This window comes from Enterobacter sp. 120016, from assembly GCF_018383635.1.
GTDB lineage: Bacteria > Pseudomonadota > Gammaproteobacteria > Enterobacterales > Enterobacteriaceae > Enterobacter > Enterobacter asburiae_D.
On the sequence record NZ_JAHAWC010000030.1, the window covers coordinates 1 to 25791 of the forward strand.

At 56.5% G+C, this 25791-nt stretch carries 24 protein-coding genes, 1 tRNA gene and 1 other RNA gene; 18 read left to right on the forward strand and 8 right to left on the reverse strand.

Features of this window, described 5'->3' with window-relative positions:
• Positions 1 to 116: 116 nt before the first annotated feature.
• The 3 genes from KIF87_RS22700 to zapA all read right to left on the reverse strand — a co-directional run bounded on the left by KIF87_RS22700 (position 117) and on the right by zapA (position 1292).
• Positions 117 to 713 carry a 5-formyltetrahydrofolate cyclo-ligase gene (locus tag KIF87_RS22700; protein WP_213330796.1) on the reverse strand — a complete coding sequence of 199 codons (597 nt, stop codon included), beginning with the start codon at positions 711 to 713 and terminating at the stop codon, positions 117 to 119.
• Positions 714 to 737: 24 nt separating this feature from the next.
• A non-coding RNA gene (gene ssrS / locus KIF87_RS22705) (6S RNA) lies at positions 738 to 921 on the reverse strand.
• A gap of 41 nt (positions 922 to 962) precedes the next feature.
• Positions 963 to 1292, reverse strand: a complete 330-nt coding sequence (zapA, locus tag KIF87_RS22710) for a cell division protein ZapA (protein WP_006811891.1) — start codon at positions 1290 to 1292, stop codon at positions 963 to 965.
• A gap of 168 nt (positions 1293 to 1460) precedes the next feature.
• Between zapA and KIF87_RS22715 the strand changes: the two genes are divergently transcribed.
• The 8 genes from KIF87_RS22715 (at position 1461) to KIF87_RS22750 (ending at position 11491) form a co-directional block, all read left to right on the forward strand.
• On the forward strand, positions 1461 to 2039 hold the full coding sequence (locus KIF87_RS22715) for a YecA/YgfB family protein (protein WP_029739212.1): 579 nt from the start codon (positions 1461 to 1463) through the stop codon (positions 2037 to 2039).
• A gap of 31 nt (positions 2040 to 2070) precedes the next feature.
• A complete protein-coding gene (gene pepP, locus KIF87_RS22720) occupies positions 2071 to 3384 on the forward strand; it encodes a Xaa-Pro aminopeptidase (protein WP_213330808.1) in 1314 nt (437 codons plus the stop codon).
• Positions 3381 to 4559, forward strand: a complete 1179-nt coding sequence (gene ubiH / locus KIF87_RS22725; protein WP_213330798.1) for a 2-octaprenyl-6-methoxyphenyl hydroxylase — start codon at positions 3381 to 3383, stop codon at positions 4557 to 4559. The genes pepP and ubiH overlap by 4 nt, the downstream gene beginning before the upstream one ends.
• A gap of 12 nt (positions 4560 to 4571) precedes the next feature.
• A complete protein-coding gene (ubiI, locus tag KIF87_RS22730; RefSeq protein WP_213330800.1) occupies positions 4572 to 5774 on the forward strand; it encodes an FAD-dependent 2-octaprenylphenol hydroxylase in 1203 nt (400 codons plus the stop codon).
• Positions 5775 to 6171: 397 nt separating this feature from the next.
• Positions 6172 to 7266 carry a glycine cleavage system aminomethyltransferase GcvT gene (gcvT, locus tag KIF87_RS22735; protein WP_213330802.1) on the forward strand — a complete coding sequence of 365 codons (1095 nt, stop codon included), beginning with the start codon at positions 6172 to 6174 and terminating at the stop codon, positions 7264 to 7266.
• A gap of 23 nt (positions 7267 to 7289) precedes the next feature.
• Entirely contained in the window at positions 7290 to 7679 is a 390-nt protein-coding gene (gene gcvH, locus KIF87_RS22740; RefSeq protein WP_014885143.1) for a glycine cleavage system protein GcvH, read from the forward strand.
• A 124-nt stretch (positions 7680 to 7803) separates the two neighbouring features.
• Positions 7804 to 10677, forward strand: coding sequence for an aminomethyl-transferring glycine dehydrogenase (gcvP, locus tag KIF87_RS22745; protein ID WP_168980329.1), 2874 nt, complete (start codon positions 7804 to 7806; stop codon positions 10675 to 10677).
• Positions 10678 to 10747: 70 nt separating this feature from the next.
• Positions 10748 to 11491: an SDR family oxidoreductase gene (locus KIF87_RS22750; RefSeq protein ID WP_121424594.1), complete on the forward strand. Its 744-nt coding sequence runs from the start codon at positions 10748 to 10750 to the stop codon at positions 11489 to 11491.
• A gap of 76 nt (positions 11492 to 11567) precedes the next feature.
• Here the strand turns inward: KIF87_RS22750 and bglA are convergent, their stop codons facing one another.
• Positions 11568 to 13001 (reverse strand): 6-phospho-beta-glucosidase BglA, encoded by a 1434-nt coding sequence (gene bglA / locus KIF87_RS22755; protein WP_213330804.1) that lies wholly within the window; start codon positions 12999 to 13001, stop codon positions 11568 to 11570.
• Positions 13002 to 13117: 116 nt separating this feature from the next.
• Positions 13118 to 13849: a MurR/RpiR family transcriptional regulator gene (locus KIF87_RS22760; protein WP_063144934.1), complete on the reverse strand. Its 732-nt coding sequence runs from the start codon at positions 13847 to 13849 to the stop codon at positions 13118 to 13120.
• A gap of 266 nt (positions 13850 to 14115) precedes the next feature.
• On the opposite strand from KIF87_RS22760, the gene trhA reads away from it, so the two are divergent.
• The gene (gene trhA / locus KIF87_RS22765; protein ID WP_148243533.1) at positions 14116 to 14775 is read left to right on the forward strand and encodes a PAQR family membrane homeostasis protein TrhA; all 660 of its coding nucleotides are present in this window, start codon (positions 14116 to 14118) and stop codon (positions 14773 to 14775) included.
• Between the two features lie 85 nt (positions 14776 to 14860).
• Here the strand turns inward: trhA and ygfZ are convergent, their stop codons facing one another.
• On the reverse strand, positions 14861 to 15841 hold the full coding sequence (gene ygfZ, locus KIF87_RS22770) for a tRNA-modifying protein YgfZ (protein WP_063144937.1): 981 nt from the start codon (positions 15839 to 15841) through the stop codon (positions 14861 to 14863).
• Between the two features lie 294 nt (positions 15842 to 16135).
• Between ygfZ and sdhE the strand changes: the two genes are divergently transcribed.
• Positions 16136 to 16402: an FAD assembly factor SdhE gene (gene sdhE, locus KIF87_RS22775; RefSeq protein ID WP_010435322.1), complete on the forward strand. Its 267-nt coding sequence runs from the start codon at positions 16136 to 16138 to the stop codon at positions 16400 to 16402.
• Positions 16383 to 16793 carry a protein YgfX gene (locus KIF87_RS22780; RefSeq protein WP_021242050.1) on the forward strand — a complete coding sequence of 137 codons (411 nt, stop codon included), beginning with the start codon at positions 16383 to 16385 and terminating at the stop codon, positions 16791 to 16793. Before sdhE ends, KIF87_RS22780 begins: the two co-directional genes overlap by 20 nt.
• A gap of 6 nt (positions 16794 to 16799) precedes the next feature.
• Here the strand turns inward: KIF87_RS22780 and fldB are convergent, their stop codons facing one another.
• Positions 16800 to 17321: a flavodoxin FldB gene (fldB, locus tag KIF87_RS22785; protein WP_023333304.1), complete on the reverse strand. Its 522-nt coding sequence runs from the start codon at positions 17319 to 17321 to the stop codon at positions 16800 to 16802.
• A gap of 101 nt (positions 17322 to 17422) precedes the next feature.
• Between fldB and xerD the strand changes: the two genes are divergently transcribed.
• From xerD to lysS, 5 genes are all read left to right on the forward strand, one after another.
• The gene (xerD, locus tag KIF87_RS22790) at positions 17423 to 18319 is read left to right on the forward strand and encodes a site-specific tyrosine recombinase XerD (protein ID WP_023309098.1); all 897 of its coding nucleotides are present in this window, start codon (positions 17423 to 17425) and stop codon (positions 18317 to 18319) included.
• A gap of 28 nt (positions 18320 to 18347) precedes the next feature.
• Complete coding sequence (gene dsbC, locus KIF87_RS22795) at positions 18348 to 19061, forward strand: bifunctional protein-disulfide isomerase/oxidoreductase DsbC (RefSeq protein ID WP_029740340.1); 714 nt, start codon at positions 18348 to 18350, stop codon at positions 19059 to 19061.
• 5 nt (positions 19062 to 19066) lie between these two features.
• On the forward strand, positions 19067 to 20800 hold the full coding sequence (gene recJ / locus KIF87_RS22800) for a single-stranded-DNA-specific exonuclease RecJ (RefSeq protein ID WP_063144938.1): 1734 nt from the start codon (positions 19067 to 19069) through the stop codon (positions 20798 to 20800).
• Positions 20801 to 20890: 90 nt separating this feature from the next.
• Positions 20891 to 21989 (forward strand): peptide chain release factor 2 gene (gene prfB, locus KIF87_RS22805; RefSeq protein WP_154816141.1). Its coding sequence is split into 2 segments (ribosomal slippage): positions 20891 to 20965 and positions 20967 to 21989, totalling 1098 coding nucleotides; the frame shifts between segments, so codons are not numbered across the junction.
• Between the two features lie 9 nt (positions 21990 to 21998).
• Positions 21999 to 23516: a lysine--tRNA ligase gene (lysS, locus tag KIF87_RS22810; protein WP_023333300.1), complete on the forward strand. Its 1518-nt coding sequence runs from the start codon at positions 21999 to 22001 to the stop codon at positions 23514 to 23516.
• 38 nt (positions 23517 to 23554) lie between these two features.
• Here the strand turns inward: lysS and idi are convergent, their stop codons facing one another.
• Positions 23555 to 24097: an isopentenyl-diphosphate Delta-isomerase gene (idi, locus tag KIF87_RS22815; protein ID WP_211438569.1), complete on the reverse strand. Its 543-nt coding sequence runs from the start codon at positions 24095 to 24097 to the stop codon at positions 23555 to 23557.
• Positions 24098 to 24260: 163 nt separating this feature from the next.
• Between idi and actS the strand changes: the two genes are divergently transcribed.
• Both actS and KIF87_RS22825 read left to right on the forward strand, forming a co-directional pair.
• A complete protein-coding gene (gene actS / locus KIF87_RS22820) occupies positions 24261 to 25004 on the forward strand; it encodes an amidase activator ActS (RefSeq protein WP_213330806.1) in 744 nt (247 codons plus the stop codon).
• A gap of 80 nt (positions 25005 to 25084) precedes the next feature.
• Positions 25085 to 25158: transfer RNA gene (locus KIF87_RS22825), tRNA-Gly, on the forward strand.
• Positions 25159 to 25791 lie beyond the last annotated feature (633 nt).

The window sequence follows — 25791 nt, forward strand, 5'->3', positions numbered from 1 at the left end:
CCATGGGTAAAGGATGTTAAAAAGTGTTCACCATGTCCCCGAACACCTGTCTACCATGTCCCCGGACTGTACAGTGGGAGAGGGCCGGGGTGAGGACATCTGGCCGCACGCCTGGTTCACCACTCCCACAACTTCGATGGCGTCACCACCGCCGGCAACGGCACATCCCACTTCTCCACCGGCAACGCCTCCACGCCCTGACAATCATGCGCGTAACCCACCGGCTGCACCCCGTACTGCTGCCAGTTTTGCAGCGTCCGGTCGTAAAAACCGCCGCCCATCCCTAAACGCTGGCCCTGTTCATCAAACGCCACCAGCGGCGTAATCAGCACATCCAGCTGTGACAGCGGCAGCACGTCGCGCACGTCGAGTTTCGGCTCGGTGATTTTCAGGCGATTCACCACCAGCTCGCTGTGCGGGTGGTAGTGCAGAAACAGCAGATTACCGTCGCTGAACGGGTGCAGCACCGGCAGATAAACCTTCTTCCCGGCACGCCAGAGCTGTTCTATCAGCGGTTGGGTATCCAGCTCTCCATCAAACGACAGAAACAGCGCAACGGTGTGCGCCATCACGACAGGGGGATACGCCATCATACGGCCGGCGGCCTGCTGGGCAAAATGCGCTTGCTGATCGGAGGTTAACGCACGGCGGCGCTGGCGAATTAACTGACGGATATCCTGGCGTGAAGCAGAAACTTCAGGGAATTGAGTCATGGTAATCGGTAGAAGAAAAGAGTGGGAATCTCCGAGATGCCGCCGCAGGCTGTAACCCTTGAACCCTTGGTTCAAGGTGAATGTGTCGTCATAGTTTTAAGGCTTCTCGGACGGACCGAGCATGCTCACCAACCATGGAGCGCCACATTCTTGTGGTATGAAATATCGGCTCAGGGGACTGGCCCGCTTGCGAACATCTCAGAGAAATTTTGTCTTCACAGTTACTCTACCATAGTCAACTGAGAAGTGTTATTCAAACTTTGGTCCCGGTCTTTCGGGATTGCGACCTTGATCAAGCAATGCCTGTTCTATGGTCTGCTGGAGCATTTTAATGCGCTGCTCCATGCTTGCCGCGTAGTCGCGGGTCTTCGCTTTTTCCTGAGTCAGTTCATAGCTGATGTTCAACGCGGCGATGAAAACCAGCTGCTCAGTATTTGTGACTCTAGTGCGTTCTTTTAGATCTTGCAACCGCTGATTCAAATCGTCCGCTGCCTGATTCAAAGCATCCCTTTGTTCAGGCGGACAATTCACTCGCAGTGAACGGCCAAAAATCTGGAGATCGACGGGTTGTGCAGACATGCCACCTTCCTGCTGATTGACTGCGCTGCCTTCGCTTACTGCCCCGGGGGCTGCGAAGGGGCGACACTATAGCTACCCTGATGTGAAGATACAAGCCCTTTTCTGGTATCACCAGGGTCCAAAGTGGTAGCATATCATGAAACTTCCCCCCTTTGATGACGAATGCTCATGTCTATACAGAACGAAATGCCTGGTTACAAGGATTTAAACCAGTTACTGAACCAGCAGGGAGTCGGTTTAACCCCTGCCGAAATGCACGGTCTGATCAGTGGCATGCTGTGCGGCGGAAACAGCGACAGCTCATGGCAGCCGCTGATCCACGACCTCACGAATGAAGGGCTGGCGTTTGGTCACGAGCTGGCGGAAGCGCTGCGTAAAATGCACGCCGCAACCAGCGATTCGCTGGAAGACGATGGCTTCCTTTTTCAGCTTTATCTGCCTGAAGGCGACGACGTCAGCGTGTTCGATCGTGCCGATGCGCTGGCCGGCTGGGTAAACCACTATCTGCTGGGGCTGGGCGTGACGCAGCCTAAACTGGATAAAGTGACCGGTGAAGCAGGTGAAGCAATCGACGACCTGCGCAACATTGCCCAGCTTGGCTACGATGAAGACGAAGACCAGGAAGAGCTGGAAATGTCTCTTGAAGAGATTATTGAGTACGTGCGCGTGGCGGCACTGCTGTGCCACGACAACTTCACGCGCTCACAGCCGACCGCGCCGGAAGTCCGCAAGCCAACCTTACATTAAGAAAAATAACGCACAGGAGGGTGTCATGGTTATCTCGAGTCAAGAGTATTCGCGCCGCCGTCAGGCGCTGCTGGCAACAATGCAGCCGGGCAGCGCCGCGCTGATTTTTGCTGCGCCCGAAGTGACGCGCAGCGCCGACAGCGAATATCCCTATCGCCAGAGCAGCGATTTCTGGTACTTCACCGGCTTTAACGAGCCGGAAGCGGTGCTGGTGCTGATTAAGAGCAATGACACCCACAACCACAGCGTGATTTTCAACCGCGTAAGAGACTTAACCGCTGAAATCTGGTTTGGCCGCCGCTTAGGCCAGGAGGCCGCACCGGCGAAGCTGGGCGTTGACCGCGCGCTGGCGTTTAGCGAAATCAACCAGCAGCTCTATCAGCTGCTTAACGGCCTCGACGTGCTCTATCACGCGCAGGGCGAATATGCGTACGCCGATGAGATTGTTTTCACCGCGCTGGATAAGCTGCGCAAAGGCTCGCGCCAGAATCTGTCCGCGCCGGCCACGCTGACGGACTGGCGTCCGGTGGTGCATGAGATGCGCCTGTTCAAGTCAGAAGAAGAGATGAATTTGATGCGCCGTGCGGGCGAAATCAGCGCCCTGGCGCACACCCGCGCCATGGAGAAGTGCCGTCCCGGGCTGTTCGAATACCAGCTGGAGGGCGAAATTCACCACGAATTTAACCGACACGGCGCACGTTATCCCTCCTACAACACCATCGTTGGCGGCGGGGAAAACGGCTGCATTCTGCACTACACCGAAAACGAAAGCGCTTTGCGCGACGGCGATCTGGTGCTGATTGACGCCGGCTGCGAATTTCAGGGCTACGCGGGGGATATCACCCGTACCTTCCCGGTGAACGGTAAATTCTCACCGGCACAGCGCGCGATTTACGACATCGTTCTCGAGTCGCTTGAGACGGCTCTCAGGCTGTATCGTCCTGGAACGTCCATGCAGGAAGTGACCGGTGAAGTGGTGCGCATCATGATTACCGGTCTGGTCAGGCTCGGGATCCTGAAAGGGGATGTCGACACCCTGATTGCTGAGAATGCGCATCGACCGTATTTTATGCACGGCCTGAGCCACTGGCTGGGGCTGGATGTACATGACGTTGGCGCGTACGGCACGGACCGTTCGCGCGTGCTGGAGCCGGGCATGGTGTTAACCGTGGAGCCGGGGCTGTATATCGCGCCGGATGCCGACGTGCCTGAAGAGTACCGCGGGATTGGCATTCGTATTGAAGACGACATCGTTATTACCGAAACCGGTAACGAAAACCTGACCGCGAGCGTCGTGAAAAATGCTGACGATATCGAGGCGCTGATGGCAGCGGCACGCGTATGAGCGTGATTATCGTTGGCGGCGGTATGACCGGGGTCACGCTGGCGCTGGCCATTTCGCATTTGACAAAAGGCCTGCTTCCGGTGCACTTGGTGGAAGCCGTCGCGCCGCAGACAAAGAATCATCCCGGTTTTGATTCCCGCGCCATTGCCCTGGCACAGGGTACCTGTCAACAGCTATCCCGCATTGGCATCTGGCAGGCCATTGCCGATTGCGCCACGGCAATTAACACCGTCCACGTGAGCGATCGCGGTCATGCTGGGTTTGTCACGCTGGACGCGCAGAATTACCGAATTGATGCCCTGGGTCAGGTTGTTGAGCTGCACGACGTCGGATTGCGTCTGTTCCGCCTGCTCCAGGATGCGCCGGGCGTCACGCTGCATTGTCCTGCGCGCGTGGCCAGTTTTAGCCGCAGCGAAGATGCGGTCAGCGTAGCGCTCGATAATGGCACCGTTCTCGACGGTCAGCTTCTGGTGGCGGCGGACGGCTCGCGTTCGGCGCTCGGCACGCAGTGCGGCGTCGAGTGGCGGCAGCAGCCTTACGGGCAGGTCGCGGTCATTGCGAACGTCTCTACCGCAGCAGAACACCACGGCAGGGCGTTTGAACGCTTTACGCAGCACGGTCCGCTGGCCATGCTGCCGATGTCGGACGGGCGCTGTTCGCTTGTCTGGTGTCATCCGCAGGATAAGGCTGAAGAGGTTAAAGCCTGGTCAGACGAACGTTTTTGTACCGAGCTGCAGAAAGCCTTTGGCTGGCGGCTGGGGCGTATTACCCATGCTGGCCAGCGGGCGGTCTACCCGCTTTCGCTGACGACAGCCTCTCAGTCCATCTCCCATCGTCTGGCGCTTGTCGGTAATGCCGCGCAGACGCTGCACCCCATCGCGGGGCAAGGGTTCAACCTTGGTCTGCGGGATGTCATGAGCCTGGCGGAAACCCTTTCGCAGGCGTGGGGCGAGCAAAAAGACTGTGGCGCATACCCGGTACTCAGCCATTACCAGAAGCGACGTCAGGCCGATAAAGAGGCGACAATCGGCGTTACCGACGGCTTAGTCCATCTCTTTGCCAATCGTTGGGCGCCGCTGGTTGCAGGTCGCAACCTCGGGCTGATGGCGATGGAATTATTCATTCCGGCACGTGACGTGCTGGCGCAGCGGACTCTTGGTTGGGTCGCGCGTTAAGGAGTTATCACCGTGCAAAATGTTGATGTCGCCATCGTTGGCGGCGGTATGGTCGGACTGGCGCTGGCCTGTGGTTTACAGGGCAGCGGCCTGCGCGTGGCGGTGCTGGAGCAAAAGCAGCCTCAGCCCGTTGCACCAGATGCTCCGCCGGAACTCCGCGTCTCGGCGATCAATGCCGCCAGCGAGAAATTGCTGACGCACCTTGGCGTCTGGGCAGATATTGTGGCGCAGCGCGCCAGCTGCTATCACGGCATGGAGGTGTGGGATAAAGACAGCTTTGGTCATATTGCTTTTGATGATGAAAGCATGGGCTATAGCCATCTGGGTCATATCATCGAAAACGCGGTGATCCACCACGCGCTGTGGCAGAAAGCACAGCAGTGCAGTGACGTGACCCTGATTGCGCCTGCGCAGATCCAGCAGGTGGCATGGGGTGAAAACGAGGCGTTTATCACCTTACAAAGCGGCGACATGCTGACCGCGCGTCTGGTGGTCGGTGCTGACGGCGCCAACTCCTGGCTGCGGAATAAAGCCGATATCCCGCTGACCTTCTGGGATTACCGCCATCATGCTCTGGTGGCAACAATCCGCACCGAGGAGCCGCACGGTGGCGTGGCGCGGCAGATTTTCCACAACGACGGTATTCTGGCGTTCCTGCCGCTTTCCGATCCGCACCTGTGCTCGATTGTCTGGTCCCTGGTGCCGGAAAAAGCCCAGCTGATGCAGGAGGCGACGCCGGACGCCTTTAACCAGGCGCTGTGCGTGGCGTTTGATAACCGCCTTGGCCTGTGCACGCTTGAAAGCGAGCGTCAGGTATTCCCGCTAACCGGCCGCTACGCGCGTCAGTTTGCCGCGCACCGTCTGGCGCTGGTGGGGGATGCGGCGCATACCATTCATCCGCTGGCCGGGCAGGGCGTTAACCTTGGCTTTATGGACGCGGCGGAGCTGGTCGAGGAGCTGCGTCGCCTGCACCGCGAAGGGAAAGATATCGGCCAGCATCTCTACCTGCGTCGCTACGAGCGCAGCCGCAAGCACAGCGCGGCGATGATGCTGGCGGGCATGCAGGGCTTCCGCGAGCTGTTTGCCGGAGCCAATCCGGCGAAAAAACTGCTGCGCGACATTGGCCTCAAGCTGGCCGACAGCCTTCCGGGTGTTAAACCTCAACTCCTCCGTCAGGCGATGGGTCTTAACGACCTGCCGGACTGGCTACGTTAATTTAGACCCCTGTCACACTTTATTTTCCCGGCCTCTGCGCCGGGGAAATCCCCTCGTTTGAAATATTCTAATTTCACGTCATTTTTCGCATTAGATAATCTAATGTCGTGTTTTTCTCGTTACGGAAATTCGGCCCGTTTTTCCGCACGAAATATCACCATGTGCTAAATCCTGTTAGATCATTGTTAATTTTGTGCGGGGTTAATCGCATTTTTCCAGTGAATAACTCTGTAGGCTTTTTAGCGTTTTTTAGTCATAAGCTAATGTGATGACCCGTTTTACCTTATGGTTAACCGCCGGTTTCGGTGGTAAGTTCAGGTAAAAGAGAACGTTTGCGTCGGCATTCGGGAACGAGGCCGATACCGGGTTTCACGGTGAATTTTTCAACGAGGACAAGATGGCTCAACAGACTCCTTTGTACGAACAACACGTGTTATGCGGCGCCCGCATGGTGGACTTCCACGGCTGGATGATGCCGCTGCACTACGGCTCGCAGATTGATGAGCACCACGCGGTGCGCACCGATGCCGGTATGTTCGACGTGTCCCACATGACGATTGTCGATCTGCGCGGTAGCCGCACCCGGGAGTTTTTGCGTTATCTGCTGGCAAATGACGTCGCCAAACTGAAGACGCCGGGTAAAGCGCTCTATACCGGCATGCTGAACGCCTCGGGCGGCGTGATTGATGACCTTATCGTCTATTACTTCACTGAAGATTTCTTCCGCCTCGTTGTAAACTCCGCCACCCGCGAAAAAGACCTCTCCTGGATCACCCAACACGCCGAACCTTATGCCATCGACATCACCGTTCGTGACGATCTGTCGCTGATCGCCGTGCAGGGGCCGAACGCGCAGGCGAAAGCCGCGTCTCTGTTTAACGACGAGCAGCGCAAAGCAACCGAAGGCATGAAGCCGTTCTTCGGCGTGCAGGCGGGCGATCTGTTTATCGCCACCACCGGCTACACCGGTGAAGCGGGCTACGAAATTGCCATGCCGAACGAGAAGGCCGCTGATTTCTGGCGTGCGCTGGTGGAAGCGGGCGTGAAGCCTGCGGGTCTGGGCGCGCGCGATACGCTGCGTCTGGAAGCGGGGATGAACCTCTACGGTCAGGAGATGGATGAAGGTGTCTCTCCGCTGGCCGCCAATATGGGCTGGACCATCGCATGGGAACCGGCTGACCGCGACTTTATTGGCCGTGAAGCGCTGGAGATGCAGCGCGAGAAGGGCACTGAACAGCTGGTGGGGCTGGTGATGACCGAGAAGGGCGTGCTGCGCGGTGAACTGCCGGTGCGTTTTACCGATGCCGACGGCAATCCTCGTGAAGGCGTGATCACCAGCGGTACCTTCTCCCCAACGCTGGGCTACAGTATTGCACTGGCACGCGTGCCGGCGGATATTGGCGAAACGGCGGTGGTGCAAATCCGCAACCGCGAAATGCCGGTCAACGTGACCAAACCGATTTTTGTTCGCGCCGGTAAGCCGGTCGCCTAATCATTTTTATCAGGAGAACTTCAATGAGCAATGTGCCAGCAGAACTGAAATACAGCAAAGAACACGAGTGGCTGCGCAAAGAGGCGGACGGCACTTACACCGTAGGGATCACCGAGCACGCGCAAGAGCTGCTGGGCGACATGGTGTTTGTTGACCTGCCTGAAGTAGGCGCAACCGTTAGCGCAGGCGACGACTGCGCCGTGGCGGAGTCCGTAAAAGCGGCATCCGACATCTACGCACCGGTTAGCGGTGAAATTGTCGCCGTCAACGACGCGCTGAGCGACTCCCCGGAACTGGTCAACAGCGAGCCTTATGAAGGCGGCTGGATCTTCAAGATCAAAGCCAGCGACGAATCGCAGGTTGCCGCGCTGCTGGATGCGACCGCGTACGAAGCCCTGTTAGAAGACGAGTAATTGTTAATCCCCCTCTCCCTTTGGGAGAGGGCAGGGGTGAGGGTGCCCATCTTCCCCTCACCCTAACCCTCTCCCAGAGGGAGAGGGAACTTAAATTCACTGCACGTTTCAGGAACCATCGCTCATGACACAGACTTTAAGCCAGCTTGAAAACCGTGGCGCCTTCATTGAACGTCACATTGGGCCGGATGCTCAGCAACAGCAGGAGATGCTGAAGACAGTTGGCGCGGATTCATTAAACGCACTGATCGGCCAGATTGTGCCAAAAGACATCCAGCTTGCCACGCCGCCTCAGGTGGGGGAAGCCACTACGGAATTCGCCGCGCTGGCGGAGCTGAAGGCTATCGCAGGCCTGAACAAGCGCTATAAGTCTTACATTGGCATGGGCTACACCAACGTGCAGTTGCCGCCGGTTATCCTGCGCAACATGCTGGAAAACCCGGGCTGGTACACCGCTTACACCCCGTATCAGCCAGAAGTGTCTCAGGGCCGTCTGGAAGCGCTGCTGAACTTCCAGCAGGTGACGCTGGATCTGACCGGTATGGACATCGCCTCCGCCTCGCTGCTGGATGAAGCCACCGCTGCCGCCGAAGCAATGGCGATGGCTAAGCGCGTGAGCAAGCTGAAAAATGCCAACCGCTTCTTCGTGGCGGCGGACGTGCATCCCCAGACGCTGGACGTGGTGCGCACCCGTGCGGAAACCTTCGGCTTTGACGTGATTGTCGACGACGCTGACAAAGTGCTGGATCACCAGGACGTCTTCGGCGTGCTGCTTCAGCAGGTAGGAACGACGGGTGAAGTACACGACTACGGCACGCTGATTGCCGAGCTGAAGTCCCGCAAAGTGGTTGTCAGCGTTGCCGCCGATTTTATGGCGCTGGTGCTGCTGACGGCGCCGGGCAAACAGGGCGCGGATATTGTCTTTGGTTCAGCGCAACGCTTCGGCGTGCCGATGGGCTACGGCGGCCCGCACGCGGCGTTCTTCGGCGCGAAAGATGAATTCAAACGCTCCATGCCCGGTCGTATTATCGGCGTCTCAAAAGATGCTGCCGGTAACACCGCGCTGCGCATGGCGATGCAGACTCGCGAGCAGCATATCCGCCGCGAGAAAGCGAACTCCAACATCTGTACCTCGCAGGTGCTGCTGGCAAACATCGCCAGCCTGTACGCCGTGTTCCACGGCCCGGCTGGTCTGAAGCGCATTGCCAGCCGAATTCACCGCCTGGCCGATATTCTGGCCTGCGGTCTGCAGCAGAAAGGCCTTAAGCTGCGCCACGCTCACTACTTCGACACCCTGTGTGTGGACGTGGCAGACAAAGCGGCCGTGCTGGCGCGCGCGAATGCGGCAGAGATCAACCTGCGCAGCGACATCCACAACGCCGTCGGCATTACGCTCGATGAAAGCACCACCCGCGACGATATCCTGAACCTGTTCAGCGTGCTGCTGGGTGACGCGCACGGTCTGGACGTTGACGCGCTCGACAAAGAGGTCGCGCTCGACAGCCGCTCCATTCAGGAAAGCATGCTGCGCAATGACGCGATCCTGACGCATCCGGTCTTTAACCGCTACCACAGCGAAACCGAGATGATGCGCTACATGCACTCTCTGGAGCGCAAGGATCTGGCGCTGAACCAGGCGATGATCCCGCTGGGCTCCTGCACCATGAAGCTGAACGCCGCGGCAGAGATGATCCCGATCACCTGGCCTGAATTCTCCGAGCTGCACCCGTTCTGCCCGCCAGAGCAGGCGGAAGGTTATCACATGATGATCAACCAGCTTTCCGACTGGCTGGTGAAATTGACCGGTTATGACGCGCTCTGCATGCAGCCGAACTCTGGCGCGCAGGGCGAGTACGCGGGCCTGCTGGCGATCCGTCATTACCATGAAAGCCGCAACGAAGGTCACCGCGATATCTGCCTGATCCCAAGCTCTGCCCACGGTACCAACCCGGCCTCTGCCCAGATGGCGGGTATGGAAGTGGTGGTCGTTGCGTGCGATAAGAACGGCAACATCGATCTAGCCGACCTGCGTGCGAAAGCCGAGCAGGCGGGCGACAAGCTCTCCTGCATCATGGTGACCTACCCGTCTACCCACGGCGTGTACGAAGAGACCATCCGAGAAGTGTGTGAAGTGGTGCACCAGTTTGGCGGTCAGGTATACCTCGACGGCGCAAACATGAACGCTCAGGTGGGCATTACCTCTCCGGGCTTTATCGGCGCGGACGTGTCGCACCTGAACCTGCACAAAACTTTCTGCATCCCGCACGGCGGCGGCGGCCCTGGCATGGGCCCAATCGGCGTGAAAGCGCACCTGGCACCGTTTGTTCCAGGCCACAGCGTGGTGCAGATTGAAGGCATGCTGACCCGTCAGGGCGCGGTCTCTGCGGCACCGTTCGGTAGCGCCTCTATCCTGCCAATCAGCTGGATGTACATCCGCATGATGGGCGCGGAAGGGCTGAAGCAGGCGAGCCAGGTGGCGATCCTGAACGCCAACTATATTGCGACTCGCCTGAAGTCCGCCTTCCCGGTGCTCTATACCGGCCGCGACGGTCGCGTGGCGCACGAGTGCATCCTCGATATTCGTCCGCTGAAAGAGCAGACCGGCATTAGCGAGCTGGATATTGCCAAGCGTCTGATCGACTACGGCTTCCACGCGCCAACCATGTCGTTCCCGGTTGCGGGTACGCTGATGGTGGAGCCAACGGAATCTGAAAGCAAAGCCGAGCTGGACCGCTTTATCGACGCGATGCTGGCCATCCGCATGGAGATCGACCGCGTGCAGGACGGCGAGTGGACGCTGGAAGATAACCCGCTGGTCAACGCCCCGCACACCCAGCACGAGATGGTGGCAGAGTGGAACCACGGCTATTCCCGCGAGCTGGCGGTCTTCCCGGCAGGCGTGGCAAACAAATACTGGCCGACCGTGAAGCGTCTTGATGACGTCTACGGCGACCGTAACCTGTTCTGCTCCTGCGTACCGATGAGCGAATACCAGTAATATTGCTGATGTAGTAACGTAGGCCGGGTAAGGCGAAGCCGCCACCCGGCTTTTTTATTGGGAGAAGCGAATGGCAATTGCACTGGTCACCGGCGCCAGCCGGGGCATTGGGAAAGCCACCGCGCTGCAGCTGGCGCGTGAGGGCTACACCGTGGCGGTGAACTATCATCACAACATTAAAGCCGCGACGGACGTCATCAAGCAGATTGTGGATGCGGGGGGTAAAGCGTTTGCCGTCCGCGCGGATATCAGTGATGAAGCCCAGGTGCTGGCGATGTTTGACAGCCTCGATCGTGAAGGCGAGCCGCTTCGTGCGCTGGTCAATAATGCGGGCATTCTGTTTGAGCAATCCACTATCGAGAATCTCTCCGCTGAGCGCATTAACCGCGTTCTGGCGACCAACGTCACGGGCTACTTTCTCTGCTGTCGGGAAGCGGTAAAACGCATGTCCTTCAAACATGGCGGCAAGGGTGGGGCGATAGTGAACGTCTCTTCCGCGGCGTCGCGTCTGGGCGCGCCGGGTGAATATGTGGATTATGCCGCGTCCAAGGGGGCGGTGGATTCGCTGACAACCGGGCTATCGCTGGAGGTGGCGGCGCAGGGTATTCGCGTCAACTGCGTACGTCCGGGGCTGATTTATACCGATATTCATGCGTCCGGTGGAGAGCCGGGGCGGGTGGATCGCGTGAAATCATTGCTACCGATGCAGCGCGGCGGCCAGCCGGAAGAGGTGGCGCAGGCGATTGTCTGGCTGCTGAGCGAGAAGGCGTCGTACGTAACGGGCAGTTTTTTAGAGTTGGCCGGTGGGAAATAAGCCGGGTGGCGGCTTCGCCTTACCCGGCCTACTGTTCGTGTAGGCCCGGTAAGCGCAGCGCCACCGGGCAAAAAAATTACAGCGCCTCGCCGTTGCTGGCAATCACTTCCTTATACCAGTTAAAGCTCTTCTTACGCGAACGCGACATGTCGCCCGTGCCGTCGTCGTGTTTATTTACGTAGATAAAGCCGTAGCGCTTGCTGTACTGGCCGGTGGTGAACGACACGCAGTCGATGCAGCCCCACGGCGTATAGCCCATCAGATCCACGCCATCGTGCGTGACGGCTTTGATCATCTCTTCCACGTGGGCACGCAGGTAGTCGATGCGATAGTCGTCGTTGATGCTGCCGTCTTCTTCCACCTTATCGTAGGCGCCGAACCCGTTTTCCACGATAAACAGCGGCTTCTGATAGCGTTCGTACAGTTCACACAGGGCATAACGCAGGCCCACCGGGTCAATCTGCCAGCCCCAGTCGGACGCCTTCACGTGCGGGTTCGGCACGCTGCCTTCGAAGCCGGAAATGGCATCGCCGGTACCGCCTTCTGCTTTCACCGCGTTGGTCATGTAGTAGCTGAAACCTAAGTAGTCGCAGGTACCTTCACGCAGGATCTGCTCGTCGCCTGCCTCCATTTTGATGGAGAAGCCGCGGCGCTCCCACTCGTTCAGCACGTAGGACGGGTAGTAACCACGCAGCTGGACGTCGGTAAAGACATAGCGCTCGCGCATGGATTCCTGGGCGAACATCACGTCTTCCGGTTTGCAGGAGAACGGATAGAGCGCCACCATCGCCAGCATGCAGCCGACCTTCATCTCCGGGTTGATGCGGCGCGCGGCTTTCACCGCCAGGGCGCTGGCCACAAACTGGTGGTGCAGGACCTGGTACATGGTCTCTTCCGGATTGTCATGTTCGGTATAGACCACGCCCGAGCAGCAGTAACCGAACAGCGGTGCGCGCCAGTTACGCTGGTTATTGATTTCGTTGAAGGTCATCCAGTATTTGACCTTGTTTTTGTAGCGCTCGAATACCACTTCCGCGAAGCGCACAAAGAAATCGACCACTTTACGGTTGGTCCAGCTACCGTACTCCTGCACCAGGTGCAGCGGCATTTCGAAGTGGGAGAGGGTGATCACCGGTTCGATGTTGTACTTCAGCAGCTCGTCGAACATGTCGTCGTAAAACTTCAGACCCTCTTCGTTTGGCTGCGTTTCGTCACCTTTCGGGAAGATGCGCGTCCAGGCGATAGAGGTGCGGAAGCATTTGAAACCCATCTCGGCAAACAGCTTGATGTCTTCTTTATAGTGGCCGTGGAAGTCGATGGCCTCGTGGTTTGGGTAGTATTTACCCGGCACTACTTCCTGCGTGATTTCGCGCGGGACGCCGTGCGCGCCGCCGGTTAATACGTCGCAAATGCTTGGCCCTTTGCCGCCTTTGTTCCAGCCGCCTTCAACCTGGTGAGCCGCAACCGCGCCGCCCCATAAAAAATCTTTTGGTAAGGTCAATTTTTTCATCGCTGCTATTCTCAATAAATGGCTTATTGGCATCGAGTCTAGCAAAGCGAAATTAAATGTCACGATATAACAATTCACAGTAAATGTGATTTGTTACACCAAAAAAACAGGGTGTTTTATTCTGTGAGTTTCTTCGCCAGTTTACGCCCGAGAGATTCCAGAATATAAATGACGGGAATTTGCGTGGTGATGTCGTAGACGCCTGCAATACGCGTCTGAGGAACATGCCAGGAGAGATTAAAATCCGCCAGTTTTGCGAGACGCGAGTGCTCGTGGCTGGTAATGGAGAGCACCTTGCAGTGATGCAGGCTGAACTGGCTGGCGAAGCGCAGGATCTCCTCGGTCTCGCCCGAGACGGAGAGCACAATCGCCAGCGCATTTTTCGCCATATCATTGGTGACCGGAAAATAAGGATCATCAATATGGTTACTGAATTTCCCGATATTAGAAAAGAAGCGTGCGCCATATTTTGCCAGCGAACCCGATGTTCCGGCACCGACAAATATAATTCGCTCGGACGATAAAATAATATCTACCGCATTATCTAATAACGCGTCGAACTCTTCATTATTCACGCTTTTAAAAAAGCTGATAATTTCGCTGGCACCGAAGTTTGCCTGCTGGGGTTCGTTCTGCTCAAGATAAAGCTTAAAGCGCACGCGGAATTCAGAATAGCCTTCGCAGTTAAGCTTGCGGCAAAAGCGCAGGATAGTGGTGGTTGAGACGTCTGCCGCATCCGCCAGCTCGCGGATGGTCATGTACATGACTTTGTCACGATTTTTTATGACATAGTTGTAGACCATCATCTCCAGGTTATTGAGACTGGCAATGGCGGAGTGGGTGAACATACTCACAATGGCATAACTCTCATTCTGACCTCATCGTCACATCATAACATGCACCCAGACGGCAGGATCCTCTTTTTATGCTCTTGATTCATAATGATTAAATTTTAATGTGAACAATTGTTAGGTGAAAGATTTCTTTATATCTATGATTTTTAGGTATAAATTTTGAAATGAATTTTTTTTAGCTAACAGGTGTTCACTGGAATCATTCTCAGTTAGCATAGTTATGCGATGAATAATCATCTTTTGTTTTCCCGGAGTTTTGTATGGTGAGCAGACCATTAATCGCACAGGGATATTCGCTGGCTGAGGAAGTAGCCAACAGCATCAGCCACGGCATTGGCCTGGTGTTTGGGATTGTCGGTTTAGTGTTATTGCTGGTGCAGGCGGTTGACGCCAATGCCAGCGCAATGGCCATTACCAGCTACAGCCTGTATGGCGGGAGTATGATCCTGCTGTTCCTGGCGTCGACGCTGTATCACGCGATCCCGCATCAGCGGGCCAAGACGTGGCTCAAGAAATTTGACCACTGTGCTATCTATCTTCTTATTGCAGGCACCTACACGCCGTTTTTGCTGGTGGGGCTCAACTCACCGCTGTCGCGTGGCCTGATGATTGTTATCTGGAGCCTGGCACTGCTGGGGATCCTGTTTAAGCTGACCATAGCGCACCGGTTTAAGGTGCTGTCACTGGTCACCTATCTGACCATGGGCTGGCTGTCGCTGATTGTGGTGTATCAACTGGCGGTCAAACTGTCGGTAGGGGGCGTAACGCTTCTGGCATTAGGTGGCGTGGTGTACTCGCTCGGCGTGATTTTCTACGTCTGCAAGCGCATCCCGTACAACCATGCCATCTGGCACGGCTTTGTGCTGGGCGGCAGCGTGTGCCACTTTTTGGCGATTTATCTGTATGTGGGGCAGGCGTAGTATTTTTGTCGGGTGGCGGCTTCGCCTTACCCGACCTACGGGATAAGTAGGCCCGGTAAGCGCAGCGCCACCGGGCGATACAGCGTCACTCTTCCAGAGAGTACGGCAGCGGCTCAATACTCAACGTATTCGCATCGTCACGCACGCGGAACACGCTGTCGGCTTCCATGTCGTTGTTCATGACGGCTTGAACCAAAAGACGTCCATCATCCAGTTGTACGGCGGCTAACACGGTGCCGGTGCGGCGCCAGTTATCACCCATCTTCAGCTCTAAGTCTTCACCCGCTTCAGGTACACGGCTGGCATGGCCCGCCAGCGTCCACAGCGCACGTTTGTTTGCGCCGCGGAATTTTGCACGCGCCACCATCTCCTGGCCGGTGTAACAGCCCTTTTTAAAGCTGATGCCCCCAAGCGCCTGCAGGTTGGTTGCCTGAGGAATAAACTGCGCGCTGTTTGCGGCGTCAATCACCGGCAGACCCGCTTCGATGTTCAACGCCAGCCACTGCTGACTGTTGTTGAGCTGCGCTTCGCCACGTAGCGCTTCGGTCACGCGTTCGGCAGTTGCCGCATCCGTGACTAACAGGAAACGCTCCGCCGGGTGTTCAAACCACAGGATGGAGGTTGCGCCTTCGCTGACCACCTGCTTTTCTGCATCCGGCAGTTCGCTAAAGAGATTTTTCAGAGCCGCACGGGCCTGGAAACCGGCCACACCCAGCAGGACATGTTCGTCGTCCGGGGCGATCGTGACTTTGGAAAAGACCGCGTACTTTTTCAGCTCTTTGAGCTGGGCCTCTTGCAGGCTGCGGCGCTCAATAAAGGCAAAGCCGTCCTGACGGCGGAAGATACGCAGGTTGCTCCACATTTTGCCTTTTGGGTCGCAATGCGCGGCCAGCAGGTGCTGGTGTTCTGTCATCTGGCTGACGTCGGCGGTCACCTGGCCCTGCAGGTATTTTTCGGCGTCGGCACCGGTGAGCGTTGCCAGCGCCCAGTCATCAAGAGAAATAAGCGTCAGCGGCAGACGCGCAGAGGCGGCGGGCTGGCGAGGAGAAAATGGTGTAAATGCCATAACGATATCCTGAATTGCTTAACGCTTTGATAATGCCTAATGGTAAAAGAGCCTGCAGGCAATGCAAGCGCTTTCAACAGACCATTTGTGCCATAAACCGGTTATGCGTAGCGCTACGCAAAATAATGTAATCCGCTGTCTTTGTAGGGATTATTCTGGAAGCCTGCTCGGCGATCGCAATATTCCAGTAATGAAACGGTCAAAAACACGTTACACTAGCTGGTGTCCCCGTAGAGAAATAAAGAACACTGAACGGGGTACCGACTGTGCCAAACGTAATGCAGGAAACTGAACATGGATATTAACAACAAGGCCCGTATTCACTGGGCGTGCCGTCGCGGCATGCGTGAACTTGATATTTCCATCATGCCTTTCTTCGAATATGAGTATGACAGCTTAAGCGATGACGATAAGCGTCTGTTTGTTCGCCTGCTTGAGTCTGACGATCCGGATTTGTTCAACTGGCTGATGAACCACGGCAAACCCGCCGACACCGAGTTGCAACGGATGGTGCAATTAATTCAAACACGGAATCGGGAACGTGGTCCTGTGGCAATCTGATCTTCGCGTCTCGTGGCGCTCGCAGTGGATGTCTTTATTGCTCCACGGCCTGGTTGCGGCCTTTGTGTTACTGATGCCCTGGCCGCTGAGCTATACGCCTCTGTGGCTGCTGTTACTGTCGTTTGTCGTTTTTGACAGCGTTCGCAGCCAGCGTCGCATTAATGCCCGTCAGGGAGAGATTAAATTACTGATGGATTCCCGCCTGCGCTGGCAGGGTAAAGAGTGGGATATTCTCGGTATGCCCTGGATGCTCAACTGCGGCATGATGTTACGGCTACGCAAGGTGGACGGCGGGCGTTGCCAGCATCTGTGGCTGGCGGCTGACAGTATGGATGCTGCCGAATGGCGAGACCTGCGCCGGATGCTGTTGCAACAAACGACGCAGGGGTAGCGCGCGTTAGCTAAACTTTTCGGCCATTTCGCCCAAGATCTGCTCGCACCAGCTTTGCAGGCGCTCATCGCTGAGATCGTACTGATTGGTTTCATCCAGCGCGAGTCCAACAAACAGCTCGCCGTCGGCAATAATCGGTTTTTTACTGGTGAACTCGTAACCTTCGGTTGGCCAGTAGCCGATAAACGACACCCCTTTCGGCGCCAGTTTGTCGTGCAGCATGCCGAGCGCGTCCAGGAACCATTCCCCGTAACCCAGCTGATCCCCCATGCCGTACATGGCAATGATTTTGCCGTCGAGGTTGAGCGTATCGAGCTGGTCCCAGATAGCTTCCCAGTCTTCCTGTATCTCGCCGAAATCCCATGTCGGGATGCCGAGGATCAGCACGTCATACTGCTCCATCAGCGTAAGCGCGTCATCTTTCAGGTTATGCAACGTCACCAGTTCCGGGCCAATGATGTCGCGAATTTTCTCTGCCGCCATTTCGGTGTAGCAGGTGCTGGAACCATAGAACAGACCAATATTCATCGCGTAACTATCTCAATTCTTGCTTTGACTTTGCGCGTAGTGTACCAGAAACCGGTCGCAATCAGGCATAATGGCCTGACTGCAGAATCAAAGGGGCTGATGTGGAAAAGGATCTCGCACTGATCGAACAGTTTCTCGACGCGCTGTGGCTGGAGAAAAATCTGGCCGAGAACACCCTAAGCGCCTACCGTCGCGATCTCACCATGCTGGTGGAGTGGCTTGCGCACCGGGGGTTATCCCTTGCGAGCGCTCAGCGTGATGACCTGCAGGCGCTGCTTGGGGAACGTATCGCAGGGGGCTATAAAGCCACCAGTTCCGCGCGTTTGCTCAGCGCCATGCGTCGGCTGTTCCAGCATCTCTACCGTGAGAAGATTCGTGAAGACGATCCCAGCGCGCTGCTGGCATCCCCTAAGCTTCCGCAGCGGCTGCCGAAAGATCTCAGCGAAGCACAAGTTGAGAGATTATTACAGTCACCGGCTGTTGACCTGCCGCTGGAGTTACGCGATAAAGCCATGCTTGAGCTATTGTATGCTACCGGCTTGCGCGTTTCGGAACTGGTTGGCCTGACGATGAGCGACATCAGCCTGCGTCAGGGCGTGGTGCGCGTCATCGGTAAAGGAAACAAGGAAAGGCTGGTTCCGCTGGGTGAAGAGGCGGTTTACTGGCTGGAAACGTATCTGGAGCATGGTCGTCCGTGGCTGCTCAATGGTACGTCTATCGACGTCCTGTTTCCGAGCCAGCGCGCCCAGCAGATGACGCGGCAAACGTTCTGGCATCGCATCAAGCATTACGCCACACTGGCGGGTATCGACAGTGAAAAGCTTTCGCCGCACGTATTGCGTCACGCCTTCGCGACGCATCTGTTAAACCACGGCGCTGATTTACGCGTGGTGCAGATGCTGCTGGGGCACAGCGATCTTTCCACAACGCAAATTTACACCCATGTCGCGACGGAACGCCTGCGGCAGCTACACCAACAGCACCACCCTCGTGCGTGAGTGCCGACGAATTGTAACAGGATCACATATGAAAAAGTCTTTCGCGCTGTTCACCCTGCTGGCAGCCTCATTTACCGGTTTCGCCCATGCGGACGACGCCGCCATCAAACAGTCGCTGGCTAAGCTTGGCGTCACCGGTAGCGATATTCAGCCTGCACCGGTTGCCGGCATGAAAACGGTGCTGACCAACAGCGGCGTGCTGTACGTCACCGAAGACGGCAAACACATTATTCAGGGGCCAATGTATGACGTGAGCGGCGCGCAGCCGGTGAACGTCACCAACCAGCTGCTGATGAAAAACCTGAACGCGCTCGAAAAAGAGATGATTGTCTACAAAGCGGCGCAGGAAAAACACGTCATTACCGTCTTCACCGACATCACCTGTGGCTACTGCCACAAGCTGCATGAAGAGATGAAAGACTACAACGCGCTGGGCATCACCGTGCGTTACCTGGCCTTCCCGCGCGCGGGCGTGCAGAGCCAGCCAGAGCAGGACATGAAGGCGATCTGGTGTGCGAAAGACCGCAACAAAGCGTTTGACGACGCGATGAACGGCAAAGGCGTTAAGCCAGCCTCCTGCGACATTGATATCGCTAACCACTACGCGCTCGGCGTGCAGTTTGGCGTGAGCGGTACGCCTGCGATTGTCCTGAGCAACGGCTATGTCGTTCCGGGCTATCAGGGACCGAAAGAGATGAAAGAGTTCCTCGACGCGCACCAGAAACAGTTTGGTGGTAAATAATCCGCGTGAAAGCCCCAATAAAATTGCGCCGCCGCGAGGCGGTTGAACCGGTTGATTTGCCAGACGATCTCCCGGCGCTGCTTAAGCGCCTCTACGCCAGCCGCGGCGTGCGTAGCGCTGAGGATCTTGAACGCAGCGTGAAAGGGATGCTGCCGTGGCAGCAGCTGAGCGGTATCGAAAAAGCCACTGAAATGCTCTACAACGCGCTTCGTGAGGGAACGCGGATTGTGGTGGTGGGCGATTTCGACGCCGACGGCGCAACCAGCACCGCGCTGAGCGTGCTCAGCCTGCGCGCGCTGGGCTGCGATAATGTCACGTATCTGGTGCCGAACCGTTTTGAAGACGGCTACGGTCTCAGTCCGGAAGTGGTCGATCAGGCCCATGCCCGTGGTGCACAGATGATCATGACCGTCGATAACGGGATCTCTTCCCATGCGGGCGTCGATCATGCTCACGCTTTGGGGATCCCGGTGCTGGTCACCGATCACCACCTGCCGGGCGAAACGCTGCCGGATGCGGAAGCGATTATTAACCCCAACCTGCGCGACTGCGATTTCCCATCGAAATCCCTCGCAGGCGTGGGCGTGGCGTTTTATCTGATGCTGGCGCTGCGTACCCTGTTACGCGATAAGGGCTGGTTCGACTCCCGCGGTATTGCCGTACCGAATCTGGCCGAATATCTCGATCTCGTGGCGCTGGGTACCGTCGCGGACGTGGTACCGCTCGATACCAATAACCGCATTTTGACCTGGCAGGGCTTAAGCCGCATCCGTGCAGGCAAGTGCCGTCCGGGGATCAAGGCGCTGCTGGAGATTGCTAACCGCGATCCGCTCAAGCTGGCGGCAAGCGATTTGGGCTTTGCCCTCGGGCCGCGTCTTAACGCAGCCGGAAGGCTGGACGATATGTCCGTCGGCGTGGCGCTGCTGCTGTGCGATAACATTGGTGAAGCACGCGTGCTGGCCAACGAGCTTGACGCGCTGAACCAGACCCGCAAAGAGATTGAGCAGGGGATGCAGGCCGAAGCGCTGACCCTGTGCGAAAAGCTTGAGCGCAGCGGCGATACGCTGCCGGGCGGCCTGGCGATGTACCATCCTGAGTGGCATCAGGGCGTGGTCGGCATTCTGGCATCGCGTATTAAAGAGCGTTTCCACCGTCCGGTGATCGCGTTCGCCCCCGCGGGCGACGGCACGCTGAAAGGCTCTGGCCGTTCGATTCAGGGTCTGCACATGCGCGATGCGCTGGAGCGTCTTGATACGCTTCACCCGGGTCTGATGATCAAGTTTGGCGGCCATGCGATGGCGGCAGGCCTGTCGCTGGAAGAGGCGAAGTTCGACGAGTTTCAGCGGCTGTTTGGTGAACTGGTCACCGACTGGATCGACCCAGCCCTGCTGCAGGGGGAAGTGGTGTCCGATGGCGAGCTTTCACCGCTTGAGATGACGATGGACGTGGCGCAAATGCTCCGCGATGCCGGTCCGTGGGGACAGATGTTCCCGGAACCGCTGTTCGACGGGCGTTTCCGCCTGCTGCAGCAGCGTATCGTCGGCGAACGTCATCTGAAAGTGATGGTCGAACCCGTGGGCGGTGGTCCGCTGCTGGACGGCATCGCCTTCAACGTTGACACGGCGGTATGGCCGGACAACGGCGTGCGCGAGGTTGAGCTGGCGTACAAACTGGACATCAACGAGTTTCGCGGTAACCGCACCCTTCAGATCATCATCGACAATATCTGGCCAATTTAGCGGCAGTAATCTCTATAAAAAAGGGCGTGGATTCGGTACAATCCCGCTCTTATCACCGCATTTTGACAAGTCCATAAAAGAAAACAGACCATGTTTGAAATTAATCCGGTAAAAAACCGTATTCAGGACCTCACGGAGCGCTCTGACGTTCTTAGGGGGTATCTTTGACTACGATGCCAAGAAAGAGCGTCTTGAAGAAGTAAACGCCGAGCTGGAACAGCCGGACGTCTGGAACGAACCTGAACGCGCACAGGCGCTGGGTAAAGAGCGTTCCTCTCTAGAAGCTATCGTAGATACGCTGGATCAAATGGCCCAGGGGCTGGAAGATGTTTCCGGTTTGCTGGAGCTGGCCGTCGAAGCCGACGACGAAGAAACCTTTAACGAAGCCGTGGCAGAACTCGACGTGCTGGAAGAGAAGCTGGCGCAGCTTGAGTTCCGCCGTATGTTCTCCGGCGAATACGACAGCGCTGACTGCTATCTCGATATTCAGGCTGGTTCTGGCGGCACCGAAGCGCAGGACTGGGCCAGCATGCTGACGCGTATGTATCTGCGTTGGGCAGAAGCGCGCGGCTTCAAAACCGAAATTATCGAAGAGTCTGAAGGTGAAGTCGCGGGTCTGAAATCCGTCACCATCAAGATCATTGGCGATTACGCCTACGGCTGGCTGCGTACCGAAACCGGCGTTCACCGCCTGGTGCGTAAGAGCCCGTTCGACTCCGGTGGCCGCCGTCATACCTCCTTCAGCTCCGCGTTTGTTTACCCGGAAGTTGATGAAGATATTGATATCGAAATTAACCCGGCAGACCTGCGTATCGACGTTTACCGCGCCTCCGGTGCGGGTGGTCAGCACGTTAACCGTACGGAATCTGCGGTGCGTATTACCCACATTCCAACCAACACGGTAACGCAATGCCAGAACGACCGTTCCCAGCATAAGAACAAAGACCAGGCCATGAAGCAGATGAAAGCGAAGCTTTATGAGCTGGAGATGCAGAAGAAAAATGCTGAGAAACAGGCGATGGAAGACAACAAGTCCGACATCGGTTGGGGCAGCCAGATCCGTTCTTACGTCCTTGATGACTCCCGCATCAAAGACCTGCGTACCGGGGTTGAAACCCGCAACACGCAGGCGGTGCTGGACGGCAGCCTGGACCAATTTATCGAAGCAAGTTTGAAAGCAGGGTTATGAGGAACCAACATGTCTGAACAACAAGCACAGGGCGCTGACGCGGTAGTCGATCTTAACAACGAACTGAAAACCCGCCGCGAGAAGCTGGCAGCGCTGCGCGAGCAGGGCGTGCCGTTCCCGAACGATTTTCGTCGTGACCATACCTCAGACCAACTGCACGCTGACTTCGACGCTAAAGAGAACGAAGAGCTGGAAGCGCTGAACATCGAAGTGGCCGTTGCAGGCCGCATGATGACCCGTCGTATCATGGGTAAAGCCTCCTTCGTGACCTTGCAGGACGTGGGCGGCCGTATTCAGCTGTACGTTTCCCGTGACGACCTGCCGGAAGGCATCTACAACGAGCAGTTCAAGAAGTGGGACCTGGGCGATATCCTGGGCGCGAAAGGTAAACTGTTCAAAACCAAAACCGGTGAACTGTCTATCCACTGCACCGAGCTGCGTCTGCTGACCAAAGCCCTGCGCCCGCTGCCGGACAAATTCCACGGCCTGCAGGATCAGGAAGCGCGCTATCGTCAGCGCTACCTGGATCTCATCTCTAACGATGACTCCCGCAAGACCTTCAAAATTCGCTCCCAGATCATGGCCGGTATCCGCCAGTTCATGGTCAACCGCGACTTTATGGAAGTGGAAACCCCAATGATGCAGGTGATCCCTGGCGGTGCGTCTGCGCGTCCGTTCATCACCCATCACAATGCCCTGGACCTGGACATGTACCTGCGTATCGCGCCGGAACTGTACCTGAAGCGTCTGGTGGTCGGTGGTTTCGACCGCGTGTTCGAAATCAACCGTAACTTCCGTAACGAAGGTATTTCCGTTCGTCATAACCCAGAGTTCACCATGATGGAACTCTATATGGCGTACGCGGATTACAAAGATCTGATCGAACTGACCGAATCCCTGTTCCGCACCCTGGCGCAGGACATTCTGGGCACCACGCAGGTTCCTTACGGTGAAGAGGTCTTCGACTTCGGCAAGCCGTTCGAAAAACTGACCATGCGTGAAGCGATCAAGAAATACCGTCCGGAAACCAACATGGCGGATCTGGATAACTTCGACTCTGCGAAAGCGATCGCCGAAAGCATCGGTATCAAGGTTGAGAAGAGCTGGGGTCTGGGCCGTATCGTGACCGAGATCTTCGAAGAAGTGGCCGAAGCGCACCTGATTCAGCCGACCTTCATCACCGAATACCCGGCTGAAGTCTCTCCGCTGGCGCGTCGTAATGACGAGAACCCGGAAATCACCGATCGCTTCGAATTCTTCATCGGCGGCCGTGAAATCGGCAACGGCTTTAGCGAGCTGAACGATGCGGAAGACCAGGCTCAGCGTTTCCAGGACCAGGTAGATGCGAAAGCTGCAGGCGACGACGAAGCGATGTTCTTCGACGAAGACTACGTGACCGCGCTGGAGCACGGCCTGCCACCAACGGCGGGTCTGGGTATTGGTATCGACCGTATGGTCATGCTGTTCACCAACAGCCACACCATCCGCGACGTGATCCTGTTCCCGGCGATGCGCCCGGTGAAATAAGACGTTAAGATGTAAAAAAAGCCCCGAAAGGGGCTTTTTTATTGCGCCGCGAAGGCTTTGAGCTTATCGCGGGCAGTTGTCGCTTCCATGACCATCCACGGGCTAAAGGCCCAGGGCGTCGCGTCCAGCGCGCGGAATAACGCGTCCAGCTCAACCCACTGATAGTCCATCACTTCATCTTCGTTTATCGTCACGTCATTGGTGATGCGGGCAGCGAATACCGGGCAAATCTCGTTTTCCACGATCCCGGACGGGTCGGTTTCCCGATAGCGAAATTCAGGGGCGACGGCGGTGATATCGGCCAGTTCAGCGCCCACTTCAAAGCGGCAGCGGCGGATTATCGCCTGTATCGTCTCTTCGCCGGACTGCGGGTGGCCGCAGACGGAGTTGGTCCAGACGCCGGGCCAGGCTTTTTTGGTTAAGGCGCGTCGGGTGATCAGACATTCGCCGTTTGCGTTAAAAAGCCAGGAAGAGAACGCCAGATGCAGCGGGGTATGTAAGGTGTGCGCGGCGTATTTTTCCTGAGTGCCAATCACCATTCCCTGGTCGTTTACCAAAATAACGTGTTCTTGAATACTCATTGATGCTCCAGTGCCAAAATGCCGAGTGGTTCAGCACCATCAGCCGGATCATTATACGGCATTCTTATACGAACGGTTTGGCTCGTAGAGCGGAAAAGGGCATGACCCATATTCGTTTTGGCTGTTATCATAGTGCGCCATTCACGCTGACCGAGGATCTGTTTTGTTTGCAGGAAGCCTGACGAGAAACCCCATCACCGCCATTTTTTGCCTGACGCTGACGCTATTACTGGCGGGCTGTTCCGGGAGCAAATCGTCGGATATGGGCAGCTATTCCGGTTCGATCTATACCGTTAAGCGCGGGGATACGCTGTACCGGATTTCGCGCGCGACGGGGACCAGCGTGAAGGATCTGGCGCGGCTGAATAACCTCTCTCCGCCCTACACCATCGAGGTGGGACAGCAGCTGAAGGTTAGCGGCGGATCGTCCTTGGGTAAAAAATCCTCTTCGAAAGGCAAAACAGCCAAAGTGACGCCGTCTTACGCGGTGCCGCAGTCGTCCTGGCCGCCGGTCGGTCAACGCTGCTGGGTCTGGCCTGCCAGCGGTAAAGTGGTGCTGCCGTACTCCCTGTCTGAGGGGGGTAACAAAGGTATTGATATCGCGGCTGCACGCGGTACGCCGGTTTATGCCTCCGGGGCAGGGAAGGTGGTGTATGTCGGTAACCAGCTGCGCGGCTACGGTAACCTGATCATGATTAAGCATGGCGAAGACTACATCACGGCCTATGCGCACAACGACACGATGCTGGTCAACAACGGGCAGAACGTCAAAGCCGGGCAGAAGATTGCCACCATGGGCAGCACCGGTACGGACGCGGTGAAGCTGCATTTCCAGATTCGTTATAAGGCGACGGCCATCGACCCGCAGCGTTATCTTCCTGCGCCAGGCAGCAAACCGAAGTGCTAAGTGATTATTTTATCGCCGGTTAGTTGCGAAGAGGCTTGTATGAAGGTGTGTAAGGTCTATAATGCCTTACGCACCTCAAAGCGGGCGTAGTTCAATGGTAGAACGAGAGCTTCCCAAGCTCTATACGAGGGTTCGATTCCCTTCGCCCGCTCCAGATTTTCCTGATGTTATCCTCCTTTTACCCTGCCAATGCTTTTCCATACAGGTATCGTCATGCTGTTGTTTGATCGCTTCAACGAAGTTATCACGCATGCCTCCATATTCAGCGCTGAGTTATCAGGCGCCATCAGAATTTGCAGCACGATGAATGCAACGGGTAATTTAATCTGCACTGCTAGCTGATGTTTATATCTAACTATTGGGATGGGTGGTTAATATATTGTGAAAGAAGAAATGATGAGGAAATAATAAAAATTTCAGATATGACGCTCTTCGTCGTAACGGGGTTTATTTTTTTAAACTTAACACAAATATTGCTACCAATAATAGTAGCCCTCTTTTTGAGACTATTCCCTATTGCTCCAAAACTGGCATACTGTAGAAAACCAGAAAAATATTATCCTTTTATATGCGCTATTACAGCAAAGCCGTCTTTTTTTGCTCGTTATTTTTTTGCTCTCTGAGCCATGCAGCCCCCCTTACTCCTGCTGACCGGGACACAGTGCGTCAGCAGCAGGAGGAACTGTTATTAAAGAACCAGCAACAGCGTGAAGAGCTGGAGCGCAGTATTCCTCGCCCCGCGCCCGCCAGACCGCTGCCCGTTACCGGCACCGGGCCCTGTTTCACC

Excerpts from the sequence above, each read along its gene's own strand:
- ubiH (WP_213330798.1), top strand. The coding sequence starts at position 3,381 with ATGAGCGTGATTATCGTTGGCGGCGGTATGACCGGGGTCACGCTGGCG.
- gcvT (WP_213330802.1), top strand. The coding sequence starts at position 6,172 with ATGGCTCAACAGACTCCTTTGTACGAACAACACGTGTTATGCGGCGCC.
- gcvP (WP_168980329.1), top strand. The coding sequence starts at position 7,804 with ATGACACAGACTTTAAGCCAGCTTGAAAACCGTGGCGCCTTCATTGAA.
- KIF87_RS22715 (WP_029739212.1), top strand. The coding sequence starts at position 1,461 with ATGTCTATACAGAACGAAATGCCTGGTTACAAGGATTTAAACCAGTTA.
- bglA (WP_213330804.1), bottom strand. The coding sequence starts at position 13,001 with ATGAAAAAATTGACCTTACCAAAAGATTTTTTATGGGGCGGCGCGGTT.
- lysS (WP_023333300.1), top strand. The coding sequence starts at position 21,999 with ATGTCTGAACAACAAGCACAGGGCGCTGACGCGGTAGTCGATCTTAAC.
- idi (WP_211438569.1), bottom strand. The coding sequence starts at position 24,097 with ATGAGTATTCAAGAACACGTTATTTTGGTAAACGACCAGGGAATGGTG.
- sdhE (WP_010435322.1), top strand. The coding sequence starts at position 16,136 with ATGGATATTAACAACAAGGCCCGTATTCACTGGGCGTGCCGTCGCGGC.
- ygfZ (WP_063144937.1), bottom strand. The coding sequence starts at position 15,841 with ATGGCATTTACACCATTTTCTCCTCGCCAGCCCGCCGCCTCTGCGCGT.
- trhA (WP_148243533.1), top strand. The coding sequence starts at position 14,116 with ATGGTGAGCAGACCATTAATCGCACAGGGATATTCGCTGGCTGAGGAA.
- zapA (WP_006811891.1), bottom strand. The coding sequence starts at position 1,292 with ATGTCTGCACAACCCGTCGATCTCCAGATTTTTGGCCGTTCACTGCGA.
- KIF87_RS22750 (WP_121424594.1), top strand. The coding sequence starts at position 10,748 with ATGGCAATTGCACTGGTCACCGGCGCCAGCCGGGGCATTGGGAAAGCC.
- gcvH (WP_014885143.1), top strand. The coding sequence starts at position 7,290 with ATGAGCAATGTGCCAGCAGAACTGAAATACAGCAAAGAACACGAGTGG.
- KIF87_RS22700 (WP_213330796.1), bottom strand. The coding sequence starts at position 713 with ATGACTCAATTCCCTGAAGTTTCTGCTTCACGCCAGGATATCCGTCAG.
- dsbC (WP_029740340.1), top strand. The coding sequence starts at position 18,348 with ATGAAAAAGTCTTTCGCGCTGTTCACCCTGCTGGCAGCCTCATTTACC.
- KIF87_RS22760 (WP_063144934.1), bottom strand. The coding sequence starts at position 13,849 with ATGTTCACCCACTCCGCCATTGCCAGTCTCAATAACCTGGAGATGATG.
- fldB (WP_023333304.1), bottom strand. The coding sequence starts at position 17,321 with ATGAATATTGGTCTGTTCTATGGTTCCAGCACCTGCTACACCGAAATG.